Raw genomic sequence first — 22,008 nt, forward strand, 5'->3', positions numbered from 1 at the left:
AGGACCGGGCCGGCGTCCCCGCCGGAAACCCGGACCACAGCCGTTCCGGCAGCCCCACCGAGGGGCCGCGGACCATGCGGCTCACGGTCGCGCAGGCGCTGGTGCGTTTCCTCGCCGCCCAGTACACGGAACGCGACGGGCGGCGCCACCGGCTCATCGACGCCTGCTGGGGCATCTTCGGCCACGGCAACGTCGCCGGCATCGGGCAGGCGCTCGTGGAGAGCGGCCAGGGCGACGACGCGCCGCTGCGCTACCTCCAGGGCCGCAACGAACAGGCCATGGTGCACGCGGCCGTCGGCTACGCCCGTCAGAACAACCGTCTCTCCGCACACGCCGTCACCACCTCGATCGGTCCCGGCGCCACGAACCTCGTGACGGGCGCGGCCCTGGCCACCGTCAACCGGCTGCCGGTCCTGCTCCTCCCCGGCGACATCTTCGCCACCCGCACCGCCGACCCGGTGCTTCAGCAGCTGGAGGTGCCGAGCGCCGGCGACGTCTCCGTCAACGACGCGCTGCGTCCCGTCTCCCGCTACTTCGACCGCGTGCACAGGCCCGAGGCCCTGATCCCGGCGGCGCTCCAGGCGATGCGGATCCTCGCCGACCCCGCCGAGACCGGTGCCGTCACGCTGGCGCTGCCCCAGGACGTGCAGGCCGAAGCGTACGACTGGCCGGAGGAGTTCTTCGCCGAACGCGTGTGGCACGTACGGAGGCCCGGACCCGAGGCCGCCGAGGTCGCGGCCGCCGCCACCGCCGTACTGGGCGCCCGCCGGCCCCTGATCATCGCGGGCGGCGGCATCCACCACAGCGAGGCCGAGGACGCGTTGCGGGCACTGGCGGACGCCACCGGGATCCCCGTCGCGAGCACCCAGGCCGGCAAGGGTTCGCTGCGCCACGACCACCCCTGCGACGTGGGCGCCGTGGGCCACACGGGAACGGCGGTGGCCGACGACCTGGCACGCGCCGCGGACCTCGTCATCGGCGTCGGCACCCGCTACAGCGACTTCACCACCGCGTCGAACACGCTCTTCGCCGAGCCGGACGTGCGTTTCCTCAACCTCAACATCACACCCTTCGACTCGCACAAGATGGGCGCGCTGACGCTCGTCGCCGACGCCCGCGCCGGACTGGAGGCGCTCAGCGGGGCGCTTCTGGGGCACCGGGTCGCGGCGGCGTACGAGGAGGAGTACGCGCGGGGCAAGGCGAGTTGGGAGCGGACCGTCGATTCCGCGTACGCCGCCAAGGACGAAGGCGCGCGCCCCACGCAGACCCAGGTGCTGGGCGCGCTGGACGGAGTCGTCGGCGACGACGACGTCGTGATCAACGCCGCGGGCTCCCTCCCCGGCGACCTGCACAAGCTGTGGCGGGCACGCTCACCGCGCCAGTACCACCTGGAGTACGGCTACTCCTGCATGGGTTACGAGATCCCCGGCGCCATCGGTGTCCGCCTCGCCGCGCCCGACCGTCCGGTGTGGGCGCTGGTCGGGGACGGCACGTATCTGATGCTGCCCGGCGAGCTCGTCACCGCGGTGCAGGAGGGCGTCAACATCAACGTGGTGCTGGTGCAGAACCACGGCTACGCCTCGATCGGCGGCCTGTCCGAGCAGACCGGCGCCGAGCGTTTCGGCACCGCGTACCGGTACCGCGCGCCCGACGGCACGTACACGGGCGAGCCGCTGCCCGTCGACCTCGCGGCCAACGCCGCCTCGCTGGGCATGGAGGTCATCCGGGCGGAGACCGTCGGCGAACTGCGCACCGCGCTCGCGCAGGCGCGCGCCTCCGACCGCCCGACGTGCGTCTACGTCGAGACCGACACCAGTCCCTCCGCTCCGGCGCCGCCGGGAGCCGCGGCCTGGTGGGACGTGGTCGTCGCAGAGACCTCGGACCGCCCGGCCGCCCGCAGGGCGCGCGAGGAGTACGAACGCCACGCGGCGGCCAGGCGGCGCCACTTGTGAGCAGCCCCCAGGAGCCCACCGGCTCAGGACCCGATGGAGCCACAGCTGAACAGCCCTGAATACGACCGGACTTCGCAATTCGCTTCGCCCAACTCTTTGAGAAAGGCCACCACATGAAGACTCTCGGACACTGGATCGGCGGCAAGGCCGTCGAATCCGTCTCGGGAAACGTCGGGCCCGTCTACAACCCCGCCACCGGCGCGCAGCCCACACATGTGGCGCTCGCCTCGGCCGAGGAGGTGGACTCGGCCGTCGACGCCGCGGGGCGTGCGTACGAGGAGTGGTCCCAGAGTTCTCTCGCCAAGCGCACGGCCTTTCTCTTCAAGTACCGCGAGCTCCTGGACGCCCACCGCGACGAGATCGCCGCGCTGATCACCTCCGAGCACGGCAAGGTCCACTCGGACGCGCTCGGCGAGGTGGCCCGCGGCATGGAGATCCTCGAACTGGCCTGCGGCATCCCGGAGAAGCTCAAGGGCGAACTGTCCACGCAGGTCTCCTCACGCGTCGACGTCTCCTCGATCCGCCAGCCGCTCGGAGTGGTCGCGGGCATCACGCCGTTCAACTTCCCCGCGATGGTGCCGATGTGGATGTTCCCGCTCGCGATCGCCTGCGGTAACACCTTCGTGCTGAAGCCGAGCGAGAAGGACCCGTCCGCGCCGTACCGTCTCGCCGAACTCGCCGCCGAGGCCGGCCTGCCGGACGGTGTGCTCAACGTCGTCAACGGCGACAAGATCGCGGTCGACCGGCTGCTGTCCCACCCGGACGTGGCGGGCGTCAGCTTCGTCGGGTCGACGCCGATCGCGAAGTACATCCAGACGGAGGCCGTCGCGCACGGCAAGCGGGTCCAGGCGCTGGGCGGCGCGAAGAACCACATGCTCGTACTGCCGGACGCCGACCTGGACTTCGCCGCCGACAACGCCATCAACGCGGCCTACGGCTCGGCCGGTGAGCGCTGCATGGCAGTCTCGGTCGTCGTCGCCGTCGGCGACACCGGCGACGAACTGGTGGCGAAGATCGCCGACCGCGCGCACAAGCTGCGCATCGGCCCGGGCGACGACCCGTCCTCCGAGATGGGCCCGCTCATCACCCGCGAGCACCGCGACAAGGTGGCCTCGTACGTCGGCGGCGCACGGGAACAGGGCGCGGACGTCGTCGTGGACGGCACCGGCTACACCGTCGAGGGCCACGAGGACGGCTTCTTCCTCGGCGTCTCCCTACTGGACAAGGTCTCAGCGGACATGGACGCCTACCGGGACGAGATCTTCGGCCCGGTGCTGTGCGTCGTGCGGGCGGACAGCTACGACGAGGCGATCAAGCTCATCAACAGCAGCCGGTGGGGCAACGGCACCGCCATCTTCACGCGCGACGGCGGCGCGGCCCGCCGGTTCCAACTGGAGGTCGAGGCGGGCATGGTGGGCGTCAACGTGCCCATTCCGGTGCCGGTCGGCCACCACTCCTTCGGCGGCTGGAAGGACTCCCTCTTCGGGGACCTGCACATCTACGGCAACGACGGCATCGCGTTCTACACGCGCGGAAAGGTCATCACCACGCGCTGGCCCGACCCCGCGGAGAGCGGCGGGATCAACCTGGGCTTCCCCACCTCGTCGTAGGACGCCGCGGGCCGGGCCCGTTCCGGCCCGTCCGGTCCGCTTCGGCCCCGTCCGGTTCCTCCGGCCGGGGCCGCCGCTGTTCGCGGCAGCAGGTCATGCCGTCCCAACAGCCGCTGCGCGCAACGCTGTTAAGGTCCCCGGTTGTGACCGGACCGGACTTCCTCGGCGCCACCCGGACCTTCTACGACGCCGTGGCCGCCGACTACGCCGAACGCTTCCACGACGAGCTGGCCGCCAAGCCGCTGGACCGTGCTCTGCTGGCCGCCTTCGCCGAGCTGGTTCTGAGCGCCGGAGGCGGGAAGGTCGCCGACCTCGGATGCGGTCCGGGCCGCATGACGGCGCACCTGCGCGAGCTGGGGCTCTCCGTGTACGGGGTGGACCTCTCGCCGCGGATGGTCGAGCTCGCCCGCCGGGCCAACCCGCAACTCCGCTTCGAAGAGGGCTCGATGACGGAGCTGGGCCTGCCGGACGGCGCACTCGCGGGAATAGTGTCCTGGTACTCGATAATCCACACACCCGGTGACCTGCTGCCGGAGGTCTTCGCCGAGTTCCACAGGATGCTCGTGCCGGGCGGTCATCTGCTGGTCGCCTTCCAAGTCGGCGACGAATCCGTGTACTTGGCACGCCCACTGGGGCACCCGGTCGCACTCGACTTCCACCGTCAGCAGCCCGACCGGATCGCCGAGCTGCTGAGCGAGGCCGGACTGAGCCTCGAGGCCCGGCTGCTGCGTGAGGCCGACGGCCGCGGCATGGAGACGACGCCCCAGGCCTTCCTGCTGGCGCGCAAGTCGTAGCGGGAGGCGGCGCGAGGGCTCCGGTTCGTGCTTCATTGCCCAGGCTTGACCAGGCGCGGAACCGGGCCGTGTCCGTCCGTCCCCGGGCCCGCGGCCGCCCCTGGCTCGGTCTGGAGCAGAACGCGGGAGTGGGAGAAGCCCGCGCGGAGATAGGCGGGGACCGCGGCGTCGCTGGAGTGGACCGTCAGCCGCTCCAGCCCCGATTCGCGTGCCAGAGCCAGGACTTCCTCGATCAGCCGGCCGCCCAGACCGCCGCCGCGTTCCTCCGGCGACACGTACACGCACTGCAGGTCCCCCGACGCCCGCTCCGGGGCTCCGGGGTGCGGCACCCGCTGCGTGACGGCGAGCCAGGCCATGCCGATGACCTCGTCGTCACGGGCCACGACCACGCACCTGTGCGAGGACGCGTTCCGCAGCGCCCACGTCACGAACCGGCTCACGAACTCGTCCCGGGAGGTGACCGGTGTCCGTTGCCTCTCCTTCGCCCACTGCCACCGGAGCCGGGCCACGGCCTCCAGCTCGCCGGTCCGGACGGGGCGGATCTCGATGCCGTTCACGCGCCCATGGTGGCCCGGACGGGCGGCTTCCAGCGCAGGGCCGTCACTCCGCGACGGGGACGTTGAGTTCCGTCCGCAGCTCGCTGGGGTCCATGTCAGGGGTCGGCTCGGTGAGGTAGACCTCCCACATCCCCGGGCCCGTCTTCAGCCCCTGTTCCTGCGTCCAGGCGAACAGCCGCTCCCACGAGGCACCCAGCCCGTTGAACGAGCCGTGGTGGATGAGCCGGGCGACCCGCGTCGCGGGGAGGGAGCCGGCGACGACGTCGCCCTCGGGCCGGACGGGGCGGTCCGTGGCGAAGCCGACCTCGAGGTCGGCGGTCTCCTTCGGCGGTTCGCGGTAGAAGCCGAACGCCGGGCCTGTGACCGTGACTTGCTGGCGGGCGAGGGTCTCGCCGAGCGCCCGGAACGAGCCGTCGAAGAAGTCCCGCAGCCCCGTGAGCGGCACGACACCGCGGACCACGGCGGTGACGGTCTCGCCGACCGTGACGAGTTCGGGGCCGCCGGATGCGCCGGCGGGCTGTGATGCGTTGCTGGTCATGATCCTCCCCAGGTGAGTGGTGCGCGATGTGACTGCGCGGCACACCCCGTCCACAGGTGTGCGTCTCCGGGGTTCGACCGTCCGGCACCGCGGAACTCATCGCTGAGCGTCCATGGCCGGGCCGCTTCCCGGCCTGGATGCGTGGCCGCGCCGCAATGCCCGGCTCGGAGACGCCCGAACTCACGTGTCCCTGGTACGGCGGTGCTAGTCCCGCGGGACGGTCACGACGGGCAGCGCGCCGAAAGTTCCGATCGAGGGTGGATGGCGGCGGCTGACAGTTCGCCGACAGTGAGCGGGACACTTCACCGAAAGGACGTCCCGCCCGTGTTCGAACGGCTCTCGGATCGCACATCGTCGATCGTCTTCATCGTGCTCACCCTCGGGATATCGCTGGGCACCGCCAACGTCGCCGGAGGGATCATCCTCGCCTTCTCGCCGGTGCTCGTCACTCTGGTGATGCTGCTGGTCGTCACCAGGGAGGGATACTCGCGCAACGGCTGGGGCCGGCTCGGTATGGGCCGACTCGGGCTGCGCATCTGGCCGTTCACGGTGGCCGCCACCGCCGGCGTCAGCGTGCTCGCCACCGCGGGTACCGTGGCGTTCGGCTTCGCCCGGTTCACTGCCCCGCATGACGACTGGGCGAAGTCGGCGCTCATACTGTGCGTCACGGGGCCGATTCTCGCGTTCGCCGAAGAGATCGGCTGGCGGGGCTACTTGCAGCCGCGGCTGGCGTTCCTGGGCGAGCGCCGGGCGATGCTCGTCATCGGCGTCGTCTGGATCGCCTGGCATCTGCCGTACATCCTGCTCACGCCGTACTACCACAGCGATGGGGACATGGCTCTGGTGCTCCCGCTGTTCGGCGCCTCCGTCATCGCCTTCTCGTTCCTGATCGGCTATCTGCGCGTCATGGCCGGCAGCGTGTGGCCCGCCGTGCTGGCCCACTTCGCGCACAACGCCACCTTCGCCTGGCTGCTGAATCACGCGATCTCGACCAAGCACCCCGTCATCTTCAGCGAGTACCTGGCCGGTGACACGGGATTGTTCGTGTTCATCGGCACGGCGGCGTTCGCGCTCGTGGCCGGAGTCAGGTACTCGGCCGCCGCGAGTCGTCGGCCAGCCCATGCGTCTGGGCGATGATGACGGCTTGCACACGGTCGCGTAGATCGAGTTTGCGCAGCACCGAACCCAGATGCGTCTTGACCGTCGACTCCGCCAGCTGAAGTCGTGCGGCGATCTCCGCGTTGGTGAGCCCGAGGCCGACCGAGGCGAGGATCTCGCGCTCCCGTGCGGTGAGACGTCCGAGATCCGCGCCGGCGGCGGGCTGCTGTTCGGTGGCGTCCGTCGCCGGCGGGCTGAGCACGAACGAGTCGATCAGGCGCCGCACGAGTCTCGGTGCGATCGGCGCCTCGCCCGCCGCGGCGGCCCGGATCGCCGTCAACAGCTCGGCGGCGCCCGCGTCCTTGAGGAGGAACCCGGCCGCCCCGGCCCGAAGGGCGGCGACGAGGAGCTCGTCGTCGTCGAAGGTCGTCAGCATCACGACCCGCGGTGGATCAGGTGTGGCGAGCAGCCGCCGGGTGGCTTCGACGCCGTCGAGTCCCGGCATACGGATGTCCATCAGGACGATGTCGGCGCGGTGTTGGGGCTGCCGCAGGGCGTCGAGGGCCGTCTGCCCGTCGTCGGCCGATCCGACGACCCGCAGGTCGGGGGTGGCGTCGAGGATCATCTCGAACCCGGTGCGCACGAGATCCTGGTCGTCGACCAGGAAGACACGGATCTGCTCGCCGTCTCTCATCGAGTCTCCCGCCTTCCCGGGGCACCCGACGGGGCGGCGAGTTCCACAGGCCCCGCCGAAGCCGACGGGAATTCGTAGGGGATCGCGGCATCGACGCAGAACCCGCCGCCCTGACGTGGACCGGCCTCCAGAACGCCGCCGAGGGCGCGAAGCCGCTCCCGCATGCCGTCGACGCCGTAGCCGGGCCGTGACGCCTGGCCTGCCGCTGCGCCGCCGCGGGCGCCGACGCCATCGTCCTCGATCCGCACGCTGACCGCACCCGCCCTCTGCTCGACGACCACGCGCGCCGTGGCCTTGGGACCGGCGTGCTTCAGCACATTCGTCAGCGACTCCCGTACGACGCGGAGCACCGCGGAACCCGCCACAGCAGGGATCTTGTCGAACGCGGCCGGGGCGGCGTCGACATCGACGGGGAGCCCTGCCGCACGCACCGAGTCGATGACCTGCCCCAGTTCGGCGACGCCCACCCGTGCCCCTTGCGGCTCATCCGGCCCGCCCGCGTCGCGGAGCACGTCGATGACGCTGCGTACCTCGGTGAGGGCCGACCGCGCGGTACGTCCAATGGTGGCGAGAACCTTCGCGGCATCCGTACGGTCCCAGGGCTGTGCGTGATCGGCCGCGTACCCGGCGCCGTCGGCCTGCACGATGACGACGGTGAGGGAGTGGGCCACGACGTCGTGGATCTCCCGCGCCACGGAGACCCGCTGCTGCTGCGCCGCGAAACGTTCGCGCTGCACCCGGCTCTCCTCCAGCCGCGCGTTCACCTCGCGCAGCGCCCGGATGTTGGCCTGCCGGCCGCGGACGAGATTGCCGATGACCCAGACCAGCACGGAGATGACGCCGACGAACACGGCGATGCTGCGCACGTTCGCCATATTGTCCGGCGGAAGGGCCCAGCGGAAGGCGGCAAGCACCGTGCCGACGAGCGCGGCGCCCAAGGCGACCAGCCGGACCCGAAACGATGCGACGTGCGCGGCGACCGTGTAGATGACGACGGCCTGAGCGATGTTGGCCGGCAACGGGTCCGGCAGCAGCGCGAGTTGGACGGCGAACACCGACGCCGACCAGACGAGGACCCACGTCGGGTGGCGCCGCCGAACGGCGAGCGGAAGGATGGCCGCGGTTGCGATCAGGAATGCGGTCAGCCCGGCGAGCGCACTGAGCAGACCGAACACCAGCCACAGCAGCCCGGCGAGCGCCAGATCCAGCTGCCTGGGGTGCTCCCGTGACCACCGGTCGATCCGGGCCGCAAGGAAGGTCCTGTGCTCCAAGACGCCTCCCGCCGCACTGTGACCAGCCGGCCGGCGCAGTTGTCTCGCCGACCCCCGACCAGCATAGATCCAGGGCACGTCGTTCGAATCTTCGTGAGCTCGCGGCGGCAGCGGGACCGCGCCGGGCTCCCGGAAGGCAGGAGCTCCGCGTGGCCGGAGGGCGGCCCCGCGAAGGCGCTGGTCCGGGCCACGCGTTGTGCGACTCCCCACAGGCAAGGGCGTCCGGCTCCCCGCGGACAAAGGCGTCCAAATCCCCACGTAAATGGGCACGGACGGTGCGCTCGCGTCGCCCCCAGCGTCGTCGCGGGCGGTTCCAGGGACCGAGCGCCCGCGGGCGCCCCGGCACCGCTCTGACCTTGTCCGTCGGCTCGAAAGCGCCCCCGTAAGCTCGACGGCATGAAGGTCCTGCCCTGGCTCCGTGCGATCGGTGAGACGGCTCGGTCCGGACTGTCGGTGGAGCGGACGGCGCTCCATCCGCTCGTGGCTCTGCGGGGAGCGCTCGGCGTCGCGATCGTCGTCGGGCTCACGCTGTGGGCCGGCTCGCCCGAACTCGCGGTGTCCTCCGCGTTCGGCGCCTTCTCCTCCGGTGTGGCCACCTTCCAGCGGAGCTGGCGGCCGCGTCCCGTGCTGGCGCTGTCCGCTGCGGCCGGACTGGCCCTGTCGACCTTCGTCGGCTTCCTCGCGGCGGGCGAACCGCTGGCGTTCGTGGTGCTGCTCGCACTCTGGGCCTTCCTGGCGGGCATGGCGTGGGGGGTCGGGCCCACCGCGGGCGTGGTGGCCTCCTCGACCGTGGCCGTCATGCTCGTCACCGTCACCCTGCCCACGACGCTGCTCGGCGCTCTCGCGCACACGGCGCTCATCGCGGCCGGCGGATGCGTGCAGGCGGCCCTGATCGTGCTGCTTCCCGTACGCCGGTGGGGCGAGCGGCGTGACGCGCTCGCCGACGCGCTGGCCGCCGTCGCCGACTACGCGCGCCGCCTCCGCCACGACCCCAGCGCTCCCTTCGATCCCGAGCCGCTGATGACGGCACGCAGCGCTGCCGCGGTGACCCCGCGCCAGGCGCGCCGCCGGCCACGGCAGCTCGGCGGATACCGGGGGCTGGCCGAACGGTTCAGGCCGGTGCTCGCCTCGCTCGCCGACCCCGATGTGGGGGCGCCCATGGTGGGCCAGGAGCGGGAGCGCGTAAGGGAGTTGCTGTCGGCGGCCGCGACCGTACTGGACGCCACGGCCCGCGCGATCCGTCGCGGCGAACGCGTGCGCATCCCGCAGGACGCGCTCGCGGTGCTGCAAGTCCCCGAAACGGGACCGGTGTTGCACGGTCCCGCACGCAAGGCAGCCATGCGGCTCATCGCGCTGACGCAGGAGGCGGTCGACGCCGCGCAGGAGCCGGTCGAGGTCACCCGCCCCCTTCCGCTGATCCCGCGTGCGACGTGGCGCATGCCTGCCCGGCCGGACCGCTCCGAGGACGAGGACGTCTACGTCGACACCGAGGCGATACCCGAAGAGGCCCGCGCGCCACGGCACTTGACCCAGCCGTCCCTGACCGGGCTCGTGCCCGTCGCGCTGCGCGTCCTCCGCCGCGAGCTGCGCTGGTCCTCACCGGTCTGCAGGCACGCGGTGCGGGTCGCTGTCGCCGTGGCCGCGACCTATCTGCTGGGCAAGGCGCTGCCACCCGAACACGGCTACTGGGCGCCGCTGACCGTGGTGATGGTGATGCGGCCGGACTTCTCCCGCACGTACGAGAGAGGCTTCGCGCGTCTGGCCGGGACGCTCGTCGGCGTGGCCGTCGCCGGCTCGGTGACGGCGCTGTTGCATCCCCCGCCCTGGGGCAGCGCCGCGCTTGCGGTTGTGAGCATCGGGCTGATGTATCTGCTGATGCGCACCGGCTATGCCATCGTCTCCGCGTGCATCGGCGCGTACGTCGTCTTCCTGCTGAGCATCGCCGGATCGCTGTGGTCCCAGACGGTGCTGGAGAGGATCTGGCTGACGGCGCTGGGCGGCGCGGTGGCCATGCTCAGCTACGCGGTCTTCCCGACGTGGGAGACACCGATGCTGCGGGACCGGCTCGCCGACTGGCTGACGGCGACGGGCAGTTACACCGTCGCGGTGCTGGACCGCTTCGCCGACCCGAAGGTCACCGCCTCGGGCCCCACGGGCACGCCGCTGCCCGGCCACCCCGACCGCAGGATCCGCGAGGCGCTGCTGGACACCCGGGCCGCACGCCAGGAGTGGGACCGTACGGCGTCGCGGGCGGGAGCGGAGCCCGTACGCCACCGCGGAGGACTCTCGCTGCGCTCCGCCGCCGACGCACAGGACGCACTGATCACGGCGGGCCGCGTCACGATGCTGCTGGAGGCGCACCTGCCCGGACCGGACGCCGAACCCGACCCGGGCGCCGACGAGTTCGCCCGCGCCCTGGAGTCCACGCTGCCCGAGGCGTCGAGGACGGTCCGTGAGAAGGAGGTCCCGGACTTCGGTCCCGTGCACGAAGCGCTGTCCCGGTGGTGGGAGCGGGAGGCCGACCGTCCTTCCCCGCCGGTCGCCCTGCGCAGCGCGGACCTGCTGGCCGACGCCCTCGAAGATCTCGCGGACGCGGTGACCCCGAAGTGAGTGCCCCCGCCGGACTGAACATGCTCACCGAGGACTTGGGCCCCTGGCTGGCGGGCGAGTACGCACGCGTCCACGGGGTGAAGGCCCCCAGGACGTGACTGGCGGGTCCCGGCATGGGCGGGTGGCAGTCGCCGACAGCGTGCCCCGGCGCCGCGAACTCCCGGGCAGAGACTGCCCGTCGCCGTGACCGGTCCGGGACGTGCCCGGCCGGTGCTGTCTCGCCGAACGCCGGGCGCCGGGCGCTGAATGCCGGACTGCCGCGTCCTCGTCAGACGTCGGGGCGCAGGCGCACGTACCGCACCAGCGGAACGCGGCCCGTGCGTACGCGCACCTCCGCCGTGAGCGGCTCGGTCAACGGCCGCCACCGCACGTCCAGTTCGGCGTCCGTGACGGACGCACCGAGACGGCCGGCCACGGCGCGGCCCAGCTGGGACGCGGACACAGGGGGCAGACGGGGCGTGGTCAACGCCCGGCGCCCGTCGGGGAGTTCAACGACGGCTCCCCAGGGACGCCGCTCCGGGCCGGTGATGCCGATGAGCCGGGCATCGGTCGTGTCGGCCGACCTCACCTTCCGCCAGGCGGCCCGGGGGTCTCGAGGGCGGTAGGAGGAGTCCCAGCGCTTGGAGACGATCCCCTCGACGCCCTGCCCTCTCATGTCGCGCATCCAAGTGCGGGCCTCCTCCGCGTCCTCCGTGGCGAGGACCATCTGGATCTCCGGGCCCGCCTCGTCCACGACGTCGCGCAGCCGCGGCCAGCGCGTACGCAGCGGCTCCGCGCGCAGATCCGTGTGCGCGACCGCGAGCAGGTCGAAGGCGACCAGGATCGCGCCGGGAGCTGCGGACCTGGGCCGTCTCGCCAGGCCCCGCGACTGAAGGGCCTCGAAGTCGAAGGACCGCTGCTGCTCGTTCCACACCACCACCTCGCCGTCGATGACGGTGCCGGTGGCCAACTGCGAACCGGCGTCGACGAGTTCGGGGAACTGACGGGTCACCTCACGCTTGCTCCGGGAGTGGATCCGCACACCCTCCGCGGTGACGGCGAGGGCCACCCGCCAGCCGTCGAGCTTGATGGAGTGGTGCCAGCCGGGACCGTCGGGGACCGCCTCCGCCGGCTTCGGCCGTACGAGATCCACCGGCAGCCGCACCACGAGCGCACCGTTCGCACCGGAATTCACAGCGCCCAGCCTCACGCTGCGCCACCGGACGGGCGGGCGGCCACGCCGCAGCCACGCGGGCACGCCACCGCTGTGGCGGAGCGGGCGTGCCGATGAGTTACGGGCACCGCCCCGGTCAGCACTCGTACGCGACGGACCCGGAAGGAGCGAGCGTGGCCGACGACGAGAAGCAGATCCGTGACCTGATCGAACGCTGGGCGAAGGCGGTGCACGAGGGCGACATGGACGGCGTGCTGGACGCTCACGCCGACGACATCGTGATGTACGACGTGCCGCCGCCCGACGACGGCATCCGCGGCATCGAGCGCTATCGCGCGTCGTGGCCCCCGTTCTTCGACTGGCAGCGTCAGGGCGCCTGCTTCGAGATCGTCTCGCTGGATGTCACGGCGGGCGCCGACGTCGCCTTCGCCCACGCGCTGCTGCGCTGCGGCACCGAACAGGAGTTGCGGGAGGACCCGGCGAACCGCCTCCGTATGACGATCGGGCTGCGCAAGGAGAACGGACGGTGGACCGTCTCCCACGAGCACCACTCGTTCCCGCACAAGGACCTGGGCCCCGGCGACCAGGAGAAGTGACGGCGCATGAGAAGGATCATCCTGTCCGCGTCGGTCTCGCTCGACGGCTACTTCGAAGGGCCGGACCGCTCGCTCGAGTGGCACATGGTCGACCACGAACTGCACGAGCACTTCAACGAGCAGTCCCGGGGCATGGGCGCCTTCCTGCTGGGACGCGTCAACTACGAGCTCATGGAGTCGTTCTGGCCCACCGCTGACTCCGATCCGGCGAGCACCGGCCCGGTCAGGGAGTTCGCCGGGATCTGGCGCGAGACCCCCAAGATCGTCTTCTCGAGGACCCTGGAGCGGGCCGAGGGGAACACCGCGATCAGGCGGGAGGTGGATCCCGAGGAGATCCTGGCGCTCAAGGCCCAGCCCGGCGGCGACATGGCCGTCGGCGGCGCCGAACTGGCCGCTGCCTTCCGGCAGCACGACCTCATCGACGAGTACCGCCTCTACGTGCACCCCGTCCTTCTCGGCGAGGGCAGGCCGCTGTTCTCCCCTGCTGACGGCAGGACCGCTCTGCGCCTCGCCGGGACGAGGACCTTCGGCAACGGCGTCGTCATGCTGCACCACGTGCGGGCGGAGGCCGGCTCACCCGCATGAGCCGGACCGCGGCACCGAAGGCCGGTCGACGCGGGCGGAGCCCACGAGCTCACGCCAAGGCGAAGTGCGGAGCTCACGCCAGGGCGAAGTACCGCAGCCACAGATACAGGGCGGAGAGCGCGACGGTCACCGCGGTGACGACGAGGCCGTACTTGGTGAACTGCCAGAAGCTGATCGGCGTGCGGTTGCGTTCCGCGATGCCGAGGACGACGACGTTCGCGCTCGCGCCGATCGCGGTGGCGTTCCCGCCGAGGTCCGCGCCGAGCGTCAGCGCCCACCACATGACGTGGTCGCTGCCGCCGCCCATGCTCTCGACGAGGTCGCCGGTGATGGGCGCCATCGTGGCCACGTACGGAATGTTGTCCACCACGCCGGACAGCACGGCGGAGCCGCCGAGCATCAGCATCGAGCCGCCGAGTTCCTGGTCGGCGACGGCGTCCGCCAGAGCGCGGGACGCTTCGCCGACCACGCCCGTCCCGATGAGCCCGCCGATCATGACGAACAGTCCGGCGAAGAAGGCGAGGGTGGGCCATTCGACGTCGGCGAGCACTTCGCCGGTGTGCACCGAGGAGATCGCGACGAGGAGCCCCGCGCCGAGGAGCGCGACGATGCTCGGCTCGAAGTGCAGGACGGGATGCAGCACGAAGCCCGCGACGACCAGGCCCAGAACTGTCAGCCCCTGCACCAGCAGTCGCGGGTCGCGTATCGCCTCGCGTTCGTCCATCGCCATGACTTCGGACGCGCGCTCCTCGTCGTGCACGAACGACCTGCGGAACAGGACCCGGCACAGGGCGATCAGGACGAGCGTCAGAACGATGGCCAGCGGCGCCAGATGGACGATGAAGTCGTTGAAGGTGAGCCCCGCGCGGCTGGCGATGATGATGTTGGGCGGGTCGCCGACCAGGGTCGCCGTGCCGCCGATGTTGGAGGCTATGACCTCCGCGATCAGGAAGGGCGCGGGCCGAAGCGCGAGGCGTTCGCAGACGAGCAGTGTGACCGGGGCGATCAGCAGCACCGTCGTGACGTTGTCGAGCAGCGCCGACATCGCCGAGGTGATCGCGACAAGCATCGCCATGACGCGGAAGGGCCGTCCCCGTGCCCGCTTCACGGACCAGATGGCCACGTACTCGAACATGCCGGTCTTCCGCAGAACACCGACGATCATCATCATGCCGACCAGCAGGAAGATGACGTTCCAGTCGATGCCGGTGCGCTCCGAGTAGAACGCCGCCTTGTCGTCGGTCGCTCCGATCGCGAGCATCAGGGCGGCGCCGGCGAGGGCCGCCGCCACCCGGTGGATCTTCTCGGTGATGATCAGTGCGTAGGCGCCGGTGAAGACGGCTATCGCGGCCCAGCTGTGCCAGTCGTCCATCAGGCCACCTCGCCCTGCGGGGAACCGTGGGGGCCGCCACCACCGGCCGACCGGTAGCGCGCGTCGCGGATCTTCAGCAGTACGCATGCCACGGTTGCGGAGAGCAGCGAAGCGGTCAGCACCGCTGCCTTCACCTGCTCCGTCGTCGCCGGGTCGGTGATGGCCAGCTCCGTGACCAGGAGCGAGACCGTGAAGCCGATGCCGGCGAGCATCGAGACGCCCGCCATGTCGGGCCAGGCCAGGGCCGGATCGAGACGTGCCCGTGTGAAACGCGCCGCGAGATACGTGCCGCCGAGGACACCGGCGAACTTGCCGGCGAACAGGCCGAGAAGGACGCCCAGGGACTCCGGCTGCCGGATCATCTCCGCGAGGGCCGGGCCCGAGACGGTGACGCCCGCCGAGAAGAGGGCGAAGAGCGGAACGGCGACGCCGGCGGAGAGCGGACGGACCAGATGCTCGACGCGCTCGGCCGGCGAGGCCTCCTCGGCCTCAGGAGTCCCCGCTACGGGACGCGGCCCGCCGGGTGCCGTACGGGGGCGGCTGCGCAGCAGCACTCCCAGGGCGACACCGGCGACCGTGGCGTGGACCCCGCTGTTGTACATCAGCGCCCACACGGCCACCGCCAGCGGCACGTACACGTACCAGCCCCGCACGCCCAGCCGGGCGTGCAGCACCCGGAAGAGGACCAGTCCCGCCGAGGCACCGGCCAGCGCCGCCCAGTTGAGGGTCGAGGTGAAGAACACGGCGATGACGAGGATGGCGCCGAGGTCGTCGACCACGGCGAGGGTCAGCAGGAACGTGCGGACACCGGACGGCAGATGGGACCCGATGACGGCCAGTACCCCGAGGGCGAAGGCGATGTCGGTGGCCATCGGCACGGCCCAGCCGCCGAGATCGCCGCCACCGGCGGACGCGACCAGCACGTAGACGCCCGCCGGCACGGCCGTTCCCGCCACTGCCGCCACGACCGGAAGGGCTGCCGCCGCCGGTCTGCGCAGCTCGCCCGAGACGAGCTCCCGCTTCAGCTCCGCGCCCGCGACGAAGAAGAACAACGTGAGCAGACCCTCGGACGCCCAGTGCCGCACGGACAGGTCGAGGCCGAGCGAGGGGAAGCCGAAGTGGAAGGAGCCCACGGCCTCGTAGGAACCGCTCAGGGTGTTCGCCCAGATCAGGGCCGTCAGCGTCGCCGCCAGCAGCACCACGCCGCCGGCCGTCTCGGTGCGCAGCACCTCGGTCAGGCGGCGCGAAGGCCCGGCAGGAGGGGCGGGGAAGGTGAACTTCGGGAGGACCGGCGACATCGGCGTGGCTCCTGGTACAGAGGCGGCAGAGACGCCCGAGGGCGACGCCGACCAGACTTCCCGGCACACCAGTACCCCATCGATCACGACGAGGTGGTGGGACCACCGTACCCCGGCCCTCCGCTCCCATACGCTGTGGCCCGGGGGCAGACCGTAGAGCGGAGACCGAGGGGGAGTGCGGGCCTGTGGACGAGAACAGACCGCAGGCCGGCGGCGAGGACGACGGCATCGGGGACTTCCTCGGCCGTTACCCGGAGCTGCTGGCCGAGGTGTCGGAGACCGGCCGCCAGCCGCGCCGGCACGAACTGGACTCCTTCCGCGCCCTGGGCGAGCGCGCGGCCGAGCGGGGATGGGCGCTCCGGGACCTTGTCGGCCTCTACCTCGGGCGGACACGCGAACTGTGGGGCACCCTGCCGGGAGTCGCCCGCGCCGCGACCGCAAACGAGCATGCCCGTACGGGGGACGCGTTGCTCGGCGCCGTCGAGGTGGCGGTGTCGGCGCTGGGGGAGGGGCACGAGCGGGCCCAGCGGCTCGCGGTGCGCCAGGAGGAGGGCGAGCGGCGGGAGTTCGTCGACGATCTGCTCTACGGCCGCAGCGACATGGGCCGGCTCGCGGAGCGCGCGCAGCGCTTCGGGCTGCGCCTGGCCGGTCTGCACACGGTCGCGGTCGCGGTGGGCACGGAGAAGTACGACGACGTGCACCGCACGGTGCGGCGCATCGAGCGCGACCTGGTCGGGCGGTTCGGGCCGCGGGACGTGCTGCTGTCCACGAAGGAGGGGCGGCTGGTCTGCATCGCCGCGAGCGGCGACCGCGACGTGCTGGACCACTTCGTGCGTCTGGCAGAGAAGCCCGGCGCGGGCTATCCGGCGGCGCGGCGCATCGCCGTCGGGCGTGAGCACTCCGGCGCGGGCGGAGTGGTGAACAGCTACGAGGAGGCGCTGGGCGCACTCGAACTCGCCGAGCGGCTGGCCCTCGACGCTGTGCGGCTGAACGCCTCGGATCTGCTCGTCTTCCCGGTGCTGCTCCGCGACCGCGGGGCGATGGCGGACCTCGTCCGGACCGTGCTCGGGCCGCTGACGAAGGCCCGCGGCGGAGCGCGGCCGCTGCTGGAGACCCTGACGGAGTGCGCCGCGGCCGGTTATGTCAACGCCGAGGCGGCCCGGCGGCTGGGCCTGAGCGTGCGCACCCTGTCGTACCGCCTGGAACGCATCCGCACCCTCACCGGCTACTCGCCGAGCGAGCCGTTGCAGCGGTTCACGCTGGAGGCCGCGGTCATGGGCGCGCGGCTGCTGGGGTGGCCCGAGAAGGAGCTGTGAGACGGACCGCGCCACGAGGGATGCGGCCGACGCGCGGTCAGTTCGGCACGTCGACTGTCAGACCCTTGTGATGAGGTGGTCCGGCGCGCGTGGGACGGGTGGGTGATCAGGTTGCTCACAGGACGTCAAAAGCGCGTAATGATTGCCGGGTTCTGGCAATGTGTGCCCGCGGCCTCCGGTGCGACGATGAACGTGCGCCGCCAGGGCGCGCAGGCACGAGTCGATGCCCTCGACGGGGGTGAGGGCATCGACTCGATGCGTTCCGGGGAGGCGGCCCGGAGCCGGGACGACTGCCGGATGTCGGCACATAGAGGGACTCGGCCGTGCGGCCCGCAAGGGGAACGGACGGCCCGTGGAAGACGCACCGCAGCCCGCGCCCTCGGGGGAAGGAGCGCGGGCTGCGGATTCTGCTGGCAGGCAGCGGCCTGAGTCAGCCGACCTGCAGCTTCTGACCCGGAAGGATCAGCTGTGCGTCGTTGACGACGGACTTGTTGTCCTCGTACAGCTTCTTCCAGCTGACGCCGTGCTCGGACGCGATGGAGGAGAGGGTGTCACCGGGCTTCACGGTGTAGTTGCCCTTGCCCTTGCCCTTGCCCTTGCCCTTGCCCTTGCCCTCGTCCTGCGTGTTGTGCTGCGGCGCCTTCTGCGACTCGCCTTCCTGCGAGTCCTGTCCGCCGGAGCCGCCCTCGTCGACGTCGGCCGGCGCGCCGTCGGAGCTCAGGCCCGCCTCACCGGCGCAGGCCCAGGCACCCGGGCCCTGCCGGTCGAGCAACTTCTCGGCGGTGGCGATCTGCTGTTCCTTGGTGGCCTGGTCGGCGCGTGGCGCGTACTTCGTACCGCCGGAAGCCTTCCAGCTGGAGTTGGAGAACTGCAGACCGCCGTAGTGGCCGTTGCCCGTGTTCGCCTGCCAGTTACCGCTGGACTCGCACTCGGCGACCTTGTCCCAGGTGCTGACGGAGGCAGCCTGAGCGCCGGGCGCGGTCACCATCGGAAGGGCGACGGCGGCGCCCGCAACGCCGGTGATCACGGCGAGACGGGTGGCCTTCACAGGCCCACGGTTACGGCCGTTGCCGGAAAACAGCATCGTGAATGTTTCCTAACGGTCGAGGAGTCCGCCACATGCTCCGTGGCGAACGTGTCGAGCGGTGGCGACCGTAAGCACACTCCCTCGGATGGGCAAAAACCGACACGAGTGATCATCAAGATCGCGGAAGCCGCCATGAGCAACTATCGCCGCAGGTCATGCGGAGAGGTGTGAACCGGACAACCGGGCCTTCCCGGTACGTACGGAGAGAAGGGTCACACCGTGGCCGGCCTTTCCACGGGCCTGTTCCGCGGCCGCCGACGCCAACCGCTCGCCGCCGACGGCCGCGTGACGGCGCTCAGTTGGCGCGCTCCCGTACGACGCGTGCGATGTCGAGCCGCCGGACCGCACGCAGCGCGGGGATCTGCGAGAGCAGTGACGCGCCCAGGACCGCTGCCGCCGCTCCCACGGCGACGGGCCAGCCGATGTCGAGCCGCACGGAGAACATGTCGCTGGAGAAGGAGCCGAGGGACTCCCGCGCCGCCGCGAAGCCCGCCGCCAGCCCGGCCGGCAGAGCGAGCGCGGTCGCGGTGAGATTCTCCGCCGCCAGCAGCCCGGCGATGCGGCGCAGCGGCACACCGACCGCGCGCAGAGTGGCCAACTCCCCGGTGCGTTCAGCGATGTTGACCGTCATCGTCACGTACACGACGGTCAGGGCCAGCACCCCGCCGAGCAGCAGCATCACCCCGACGAACACCCGGAACAGCGTCATGTAGCGGTCGACCTGCCGCTCGACAGCACGGGAGTCGGTGTAGGCGACGACGCCTTCAAGAGCCGTGACGTCCTCTCGAACCTGATCGTGCGAGGGGGCCGCCGGTCCCGATGCGAATCGCAGCGCAAATCCGTTGGGCGCGGCTCCTGTTGCCGCCTCGACGGTGTCCTGCGTGCCGTACAGCGCCGAACCCATCGGCTCGTCGACCAGCCCGGCCAGCCGCACCTGCCTCCCCCGGGAGTCCCCGCTGCCGGAGGTGCGCAGGGTGAACCGGTCGCCGGGGGAGAGGCCCAGGCGGGCGGCGAGGGCCTTGCCGGCCAGTACGGAGCCAGGTGGGGGCAACGCCCGCTCCCCTCCGTCGGGCGTGCGGAATCCGTGCATCGTGGTCCGCGGCCGGTATCCCGTCAGCGGCGTGCCGTAGGACTCGCCGTGGGCGGTGGCGGTGACTTGCGCCGTCGTCACCGGCTCCACCGCGCTCACACCGTCGACGGCGCTCAGCGCCTTTCTCGTCCCGGGCGCCCCCGCGTCGGCCGTGACGGTGGCGTCCTCGCGCTGCACCGTGTCGAACTGCACGTCCAGCGCGGCCTTCATGCTCGTCGCCATCCCGGCGGAGGAGAGCACCAGCACCAGCGCGAGCACGCTGCCGAGCATCGTGGCCAGCGTGCGGCGCCGGCTGCGCCCCAGTTCGCGCAGGGCCAACCGCAGGGTCAACGGGAGGCGCCGTGCCCGTGCGAGAGCCGTGCTCCAGCGGCCGGGCGGGCGCAGGGTGCCGCCCTCGCCCCGCATGGACTCGGCCGGTGCGGTGCGCGTCGTCGCCCAGGCCGGGGCGGCACCGCCCACCAGTCCGACCAGGACGCCGAAGAGCAGACCCGTCAGCATGACCGCCGGGCGGCGTTCGACGAGCGTGTACGGGATGCCGAGTTCGGCGGTGTAGGCGTGCGTCATCGCCGTGGTGGCAATCGCGCCGAGGGCCACGCCCAGTACCGCACCGCCCGCGCCGGCGAGCACCCCGTGACCGAGGTAGTGCCGTGCCACGGTGCCGCGCGGGGCTCCGGCGGCCAGGAAGGTGGCGATCACCTTGCGCTCCGAGAGCACCAGCCGTGTGATCAGCACGTACGCGGCCACTGCCGCCGCCGAGAGGAACAACACCGGGAAAGCGACGGAGAGTTGGGAGAAGCCCTTCAGGTCCTCGTTCAGAGTGGCGTCGGAGGGCTGCTCCGAGCGCGGCTGCACCTCCACGGCTCCCGCGGCCCGCAGCCGGTCGGTGACGCGTGCGGCGCTGCCGTCCTGGCGGGCGCGGTCGCTCAGCCGCACGAGGGTCTGCACGGTGGGCGCGTCGTGCGCGGCGCGCGTGAGTTTCCGCACCGTCGCCTCGGGTGCGAAGAGCACGGCGAAGTTGTGCGGGTCACCGAGGACTTGCTGCCGGCTGAGCGCCGGCCACAGATACTCGGGCGAGTCGGCCACACCGCGCACGGTGAGCGTCCGCCAACGCGCACCGTCGTGGGCCTTGGTGATGTCGCCGGGGGAGAGGCCGAAGGTCTTCGCAGTGTGGCTTTCGACCAGTACGCCGCCGGTGTCCCCGCTTCGCGGGTAGCGGCCCGAGACGACATCGACCTTGTTGACGGGCGGCTGCTTCCCGGCAGGCAACCCCGTGACCCTGCCGAGGAGTTCGTCTCCGCCGAGACTCACCGGCAGCCGGCCCTGGGTGCGGGTGGCGACGGCTTCGGCGCCGTCGGACGAGCGGGCGGCCGCGGCGACCCTCGCGGCGTCACCGCCCGAGGCCGTCACATCGGCGAACCCCATCTGCGAATAGGTGTGTTCGTAGCTGGAACCCAGGTTGCGGTAGGCGTCGTAGCTGGCGACGAAGAGCAGCACTCCGACCATCACGGTCACCCCGACGGCCGCGAACTGGGGCAGGCGGCGCCGCAGATCGCGCCGCGTCTTCCTGAGGAGTATCCGGTTCACGCCGCTCACCAGTCCACGCCGGCGACATCGGCCGGGACGGCGTTCCGCTCGACCGACTCGACACGTCCGTCCCGCATGGTCACCACGCGGTGGGCGATCCGCGCGATCGCGGCGTTGTGCGTCACCATGAGCACGCCGCGGCCCTCGCGGTTGGTCCGCTGGAGCAGCCTCAGCACCGACTTGCCCGTCGCCACGTCGAGGGCGCCCGTGGGTTCGTCCGCGAGCAGGAGGTCCGGGTCGGTGGCGAGGGCGCGGGCGATCGCCACGCGCTGCTGCTGCCCGCCGGAGAGCTGCGCGGGGAAGTTGTCCAGCCTGTCGCCGAGGCCCACGGACTCCAGCAGCCCGGCCACTTCGCCGCGCTCGCCACGGCCCGTCAGCTCGACCATCACCTCGACGTTCTCCCGCGCCGTGAGAGTGGGCACCAGATTGAAGAACTGGAAGACGAAGCCGATGTGATCCCTGCGGAATGCGGCAAGTCGGCGCGGGCGCCGGCCGGTCAGATCCACTCCGGCGACGTTCACCGAGCCGCTGTCGGCGGGTTCGATGCCGCCGAGCACGTTCAGCAGTGTCGTCTTGCCCGAGCCGCTGGGCCCGAGCACGACCACCAACTCGCCCGCGTCCAGATCCAGATCGACCCCGTCGAGTGCTGTGACGGCCGCGTCCCCGGATCCGTACGCCTTCGACAGGCCGCGCAGCCGCGACCCGCCCCGGAGCGTGCCCCCGGTTCCGGTCCGGGCTGTGCTCGTGTGCGCCACGGATTCCTCCCTCTTGCCGGGCCCGGCTTCCCGATCGGGCCGGGCTGT

Annotated in this window: 18 protein-coding genes; 8 read left to right on the forward strand and 10 right to left on the reverse strand. The window is 71.7% G+C overall.

Translation table 11 applies throughout. The features are described 5' to 3' along the window. Window positions 1-74: 74 nt before the first annotated feature. The 3 genes from iolD to G4Z16_RS22760 all read left to right on the forward strand — a co-directional run bounded on the left by iolD (window position 75) and on the right by G4Z16_RS22760 (window position 4,356). Window positions 75-1,952: a 3D-(3,5/4)-trihydroxycyclohexane-1,2-dione acylhydrolase (decyclizing) gene (iolD, locus tag G4Z16_RS22750; RefSeq protein ID WP_197354839.1), complete on the forward strand. Its 1,878-nt coding sequence runs from the start codon at window positions 75-77 to the stop codon at window positions 1,950-1,952. A gap of 113 nt (window positions 1,953-2,065) precedes the next feature. Next, window positions 2,066-3,562, forward strand: coding sequence for a CoA-acylating methylmalonate-semialdehyde dehydrogenase (locus tag G4Z16_RS22755; RefSeq protein WP_197352536.1), 1,497 nt, complete (start codon window positions 2,066-2,068; stop codon window positions 3,560-3,562). A gap of 143 nt (window positions 3,563-3,705) precedes the next feature. Then, window positions 3,706-4,356 carry a class I SAM-dependent DNA methyltransferase gene (locus tag G4Z16_RS22760; protein ID WP_197352537.1) on the forward strand — a complete coding sequence of 217 codons (651 nt, stop codon included), beginning with the start codon at window positions 3,706-3,708 and terminating at the stop codon, window positions 4,354-4,356. Window positions 4,357-4,388: 32 nt separating this feature from the next. Here G4Z16_RS22760 and G4Z16_RS22765 read toward each other — a convergent pair whose 3' ends face one another. Further along, on the reverse strand, window positions 4,389-4,913 hold the full coding sequence (locus G4Z16_RS22765) for a GNAT family N-acetyltransferase (RefSeq protein WP_197352538.1): 525 nt from the start codon (window positions 4,911-4,913) through the stop codon (window positions 4,389-4,391). Between the two features lie 43 nt (window positions 4,914-4,956). Further along, window positions 4,957-5,451 carry a GyrI-like domain-containing protein gene (locus tag G4Z16_RS22770; protein ID WP_197352539.1) on the reverse strand — a complete coding sequence of 165 codons (495 nt, stop codon included), beginning with the start codon at window positions 5,449-5,451 and terminating at the stop codon, window positions 4,957-4,959. A gap of 324 nt (window positions 5,452-5,775) precedes the next feature. On the opposite strand from G4Z16_RS22770, the gene G4Z16_RS22775 reads away from it, so the two are divergent. Further along, window positions 5,776-6,588 carry a CPBP family intramembrane glutamic endopeptidase gene (locus G4Z16_RS22775; RefSeq protein WP_197352540.1) on the forward strand — a complete coding sequence of 271 codons (813 nt, stop codon included), beginning with the start codon at window positions 5,776-5,778 and terminating at the stop codon, window positions 6,586-6,588. Here the strand turns inward: G4Z16_RS22775 and G4Z16_RS22780 are convergent. Together G4Z16_RS22780 and G4Z16_RS22785 are read right to left on the reverse strand one after the other, a co-directional pair. Further along, window positions 6,536-7,243: a response regulator gene (locus G4Z16_RS22780; RefSeq protein WP_197352541.1), complete on the reverse strand. Its 708-nt coding sequence runs from the start codon at window positions 7,241-7,243 to the stop codon at window positions 6,536-6,538. The genes G4Z16_RS22775 and G4Z16_RS22780 overlap by 53 nt on opposite strands. Continuing rightward, window positions 7,240-8,514, reverse strand: a complete 1,275-nt coding sequence (locus G4Z16_RS22785) for a sensor histidine kinase (protein ID WP_197352542.1) — start codon at window positions 8,512-8,514, stop codon at window positions 7,240-7,242. The genes G4Z16_RS22780 and G4Z16_RS22785 overlap by 4 nt, the downstream gene beginning before the upstream one ends. 396 nt (window positions 8,515-8,910) lie before the next feature. On the opposite strand from G4Z16_RS22785, the gene G4Z16_RS22790 reads away from it, so the two are divergent. Further along, window positions 8,911-11,124 (forward strand): FUSC family protein, encoded by a 2,214-nt coding sequence (locus G4Z16_RS22790; RefSeq protein WP_197352543.1) that lies wholly within the window; start codon window positions 8,911-8,913, stop codon window positions 11,122-11,124. 268 nt (window positions 11,125-11,392) lie between these two features. On the opposite strand, the gene G4Z16_RS22795 is transcribed toward G4Z16_RS22790, so the two are convergent. Beyond that, entirely contained in the window at window positions 11,393-12,298 is a 906-nt protein-coding gene (locus G4Z16_RS22795) for an ATP-dependent DNA ligase (protein ID WP_197352544.1), read from the reverse strand. 152 nt (window positions 12,299-12,450) lie between these two features. Here G4Z16_RS22795 and G4Z16_RS22800 point away from each other — a divergent pair, with 152 nt between their 5' ends. Together G4Z16_RS22800 and G4Z16_RS22805 are read left to right on the forward strand one after the other, a co-directional pair. Then, window positions 12,451-12,873 carry a YybH family protein gene (locus G4Z16_RS22800; protein ID WP_197352545.1) on the forward strand — a complete coding sequence of 141 codons (423 nt, stop codon included), beginning with the start codon at window positions 12,451-12,453 and terminating at the stop codon, window positions 12,871-12,873. A 6-nt stretch (window positions 12,874-12,879) separates the two neighbouring features. Continuing rightward, window positions 12,880-13,458: a dihydrofolate reductase family protein gene (locus G4Z16_RS22805; RefSeq protein ID WP_197352546.1), complete on the forward strand. Its 579-nt coding sequence runs from the start codon at window positions 12,880-12,882 to the stop codon at window positions 13,456-13,458. Between the two features lie 73 nt (window positions 13,459-13,531). Here the strand turns inward: G4Z16_RS22805 and G4Z16_RS22810 are convergent, their stop codons facing one another. Beyond that, window positions 13,532-14,830, reverse strand: coding sequence for an ArsB/NhaD family transporter (locus tag G4Z16_RS22810; RefSeq protein WP_197352547.1), 1,299 nt, complete (start codon window positions 14,828-14,830; stop codon window positions 13,532-13,534). Continuing rightward, a complete protein-coding gene (gene nhaA / locus G4Z16_RS22815) occupies window positions 14,830-16,128 on the reverse strand; it encodes a Na+/H+ antiporter NhaA (RefSeq protein ID WP_197352548.1) in 1,299 nt (432 codons plus the stop codon). The genes G4Z16_RS22810 and nhaA overlap by 1 nt, the downstream gene beginning before the upstream one ends. A 185-nt stretch (window positions 16,129-16,313) precedes the next feature. Between nhaA and G4Z16_RS22820 the strand changes: the two genes are divergently transcribed. Next, window positions 16,314-17,444: a PucR family transcriptional regulator gene (locus G4Z16_RS22820; RefSeq protein WP_425508106.1), complete on the forward strand. Its 1,131-nt coding sequence runs from the start codon at window positions 16,314-16,316 to the stop codon at window positions 17,442-17,444. 430 nt (window positions 17,445-17,874) lie between these two features. On the opposite strand, the gene G4Z16_RS22825 is transcribed toward G4Z16_RS22820, so the two are convergent. The 3 genes from G4Z16_RS22825 to G4Z16_RS22835 form a co-directional block, all read right to left on the reverse strand. Next, window positions 17,875-18,528 (reverse strand): LysM peptidoglycan-binding domain-containing protein, encoded by a 654-nt coding sequence (locus tag G4Z16_RS22825; RefSeq protein ID WP_197352549.1) that lies wholly within the window; start codon window positions 18,526-18,528, stop codon window positions 17,875-17,877. Between the two features lie 298 nt (window positions 18,529-18,826). Further along, a complete protein-coding gene (locus tag G4Z16_RS22830; protein ID WP_197352550.1) occupies window positions 18,827-21,205 on the reverse strand; it encodes an ABC transporter permease in 2,379 nt (792 codons plus the stop codon). A gap of 5 nt (window positions 21,206-21,210) precedes the next feature. Next, complete coding sequence (locus tag G4Z16_RS22835; protein WP_246531002.1) at window positions 21,211-21,960, reverse strand: ABC transporter ATP-binding protein; 750 nt, start codon at window positions 21,958-21,960, stop codon at window positions 21,211-21,213. Window positions 21,961-22,008 lie beyond the last annotated feature (48 nt).

Origin of the sequence: Streptomyces bathyalis, from assembly GCF_015910445.1 — a bacterium.
Lineage (GTDB): Bacteria > Actinomycetota > Actinomycetes > Streptomycetales > Streptomycetaceae > Streptomyces > Streptomyces bathyalis.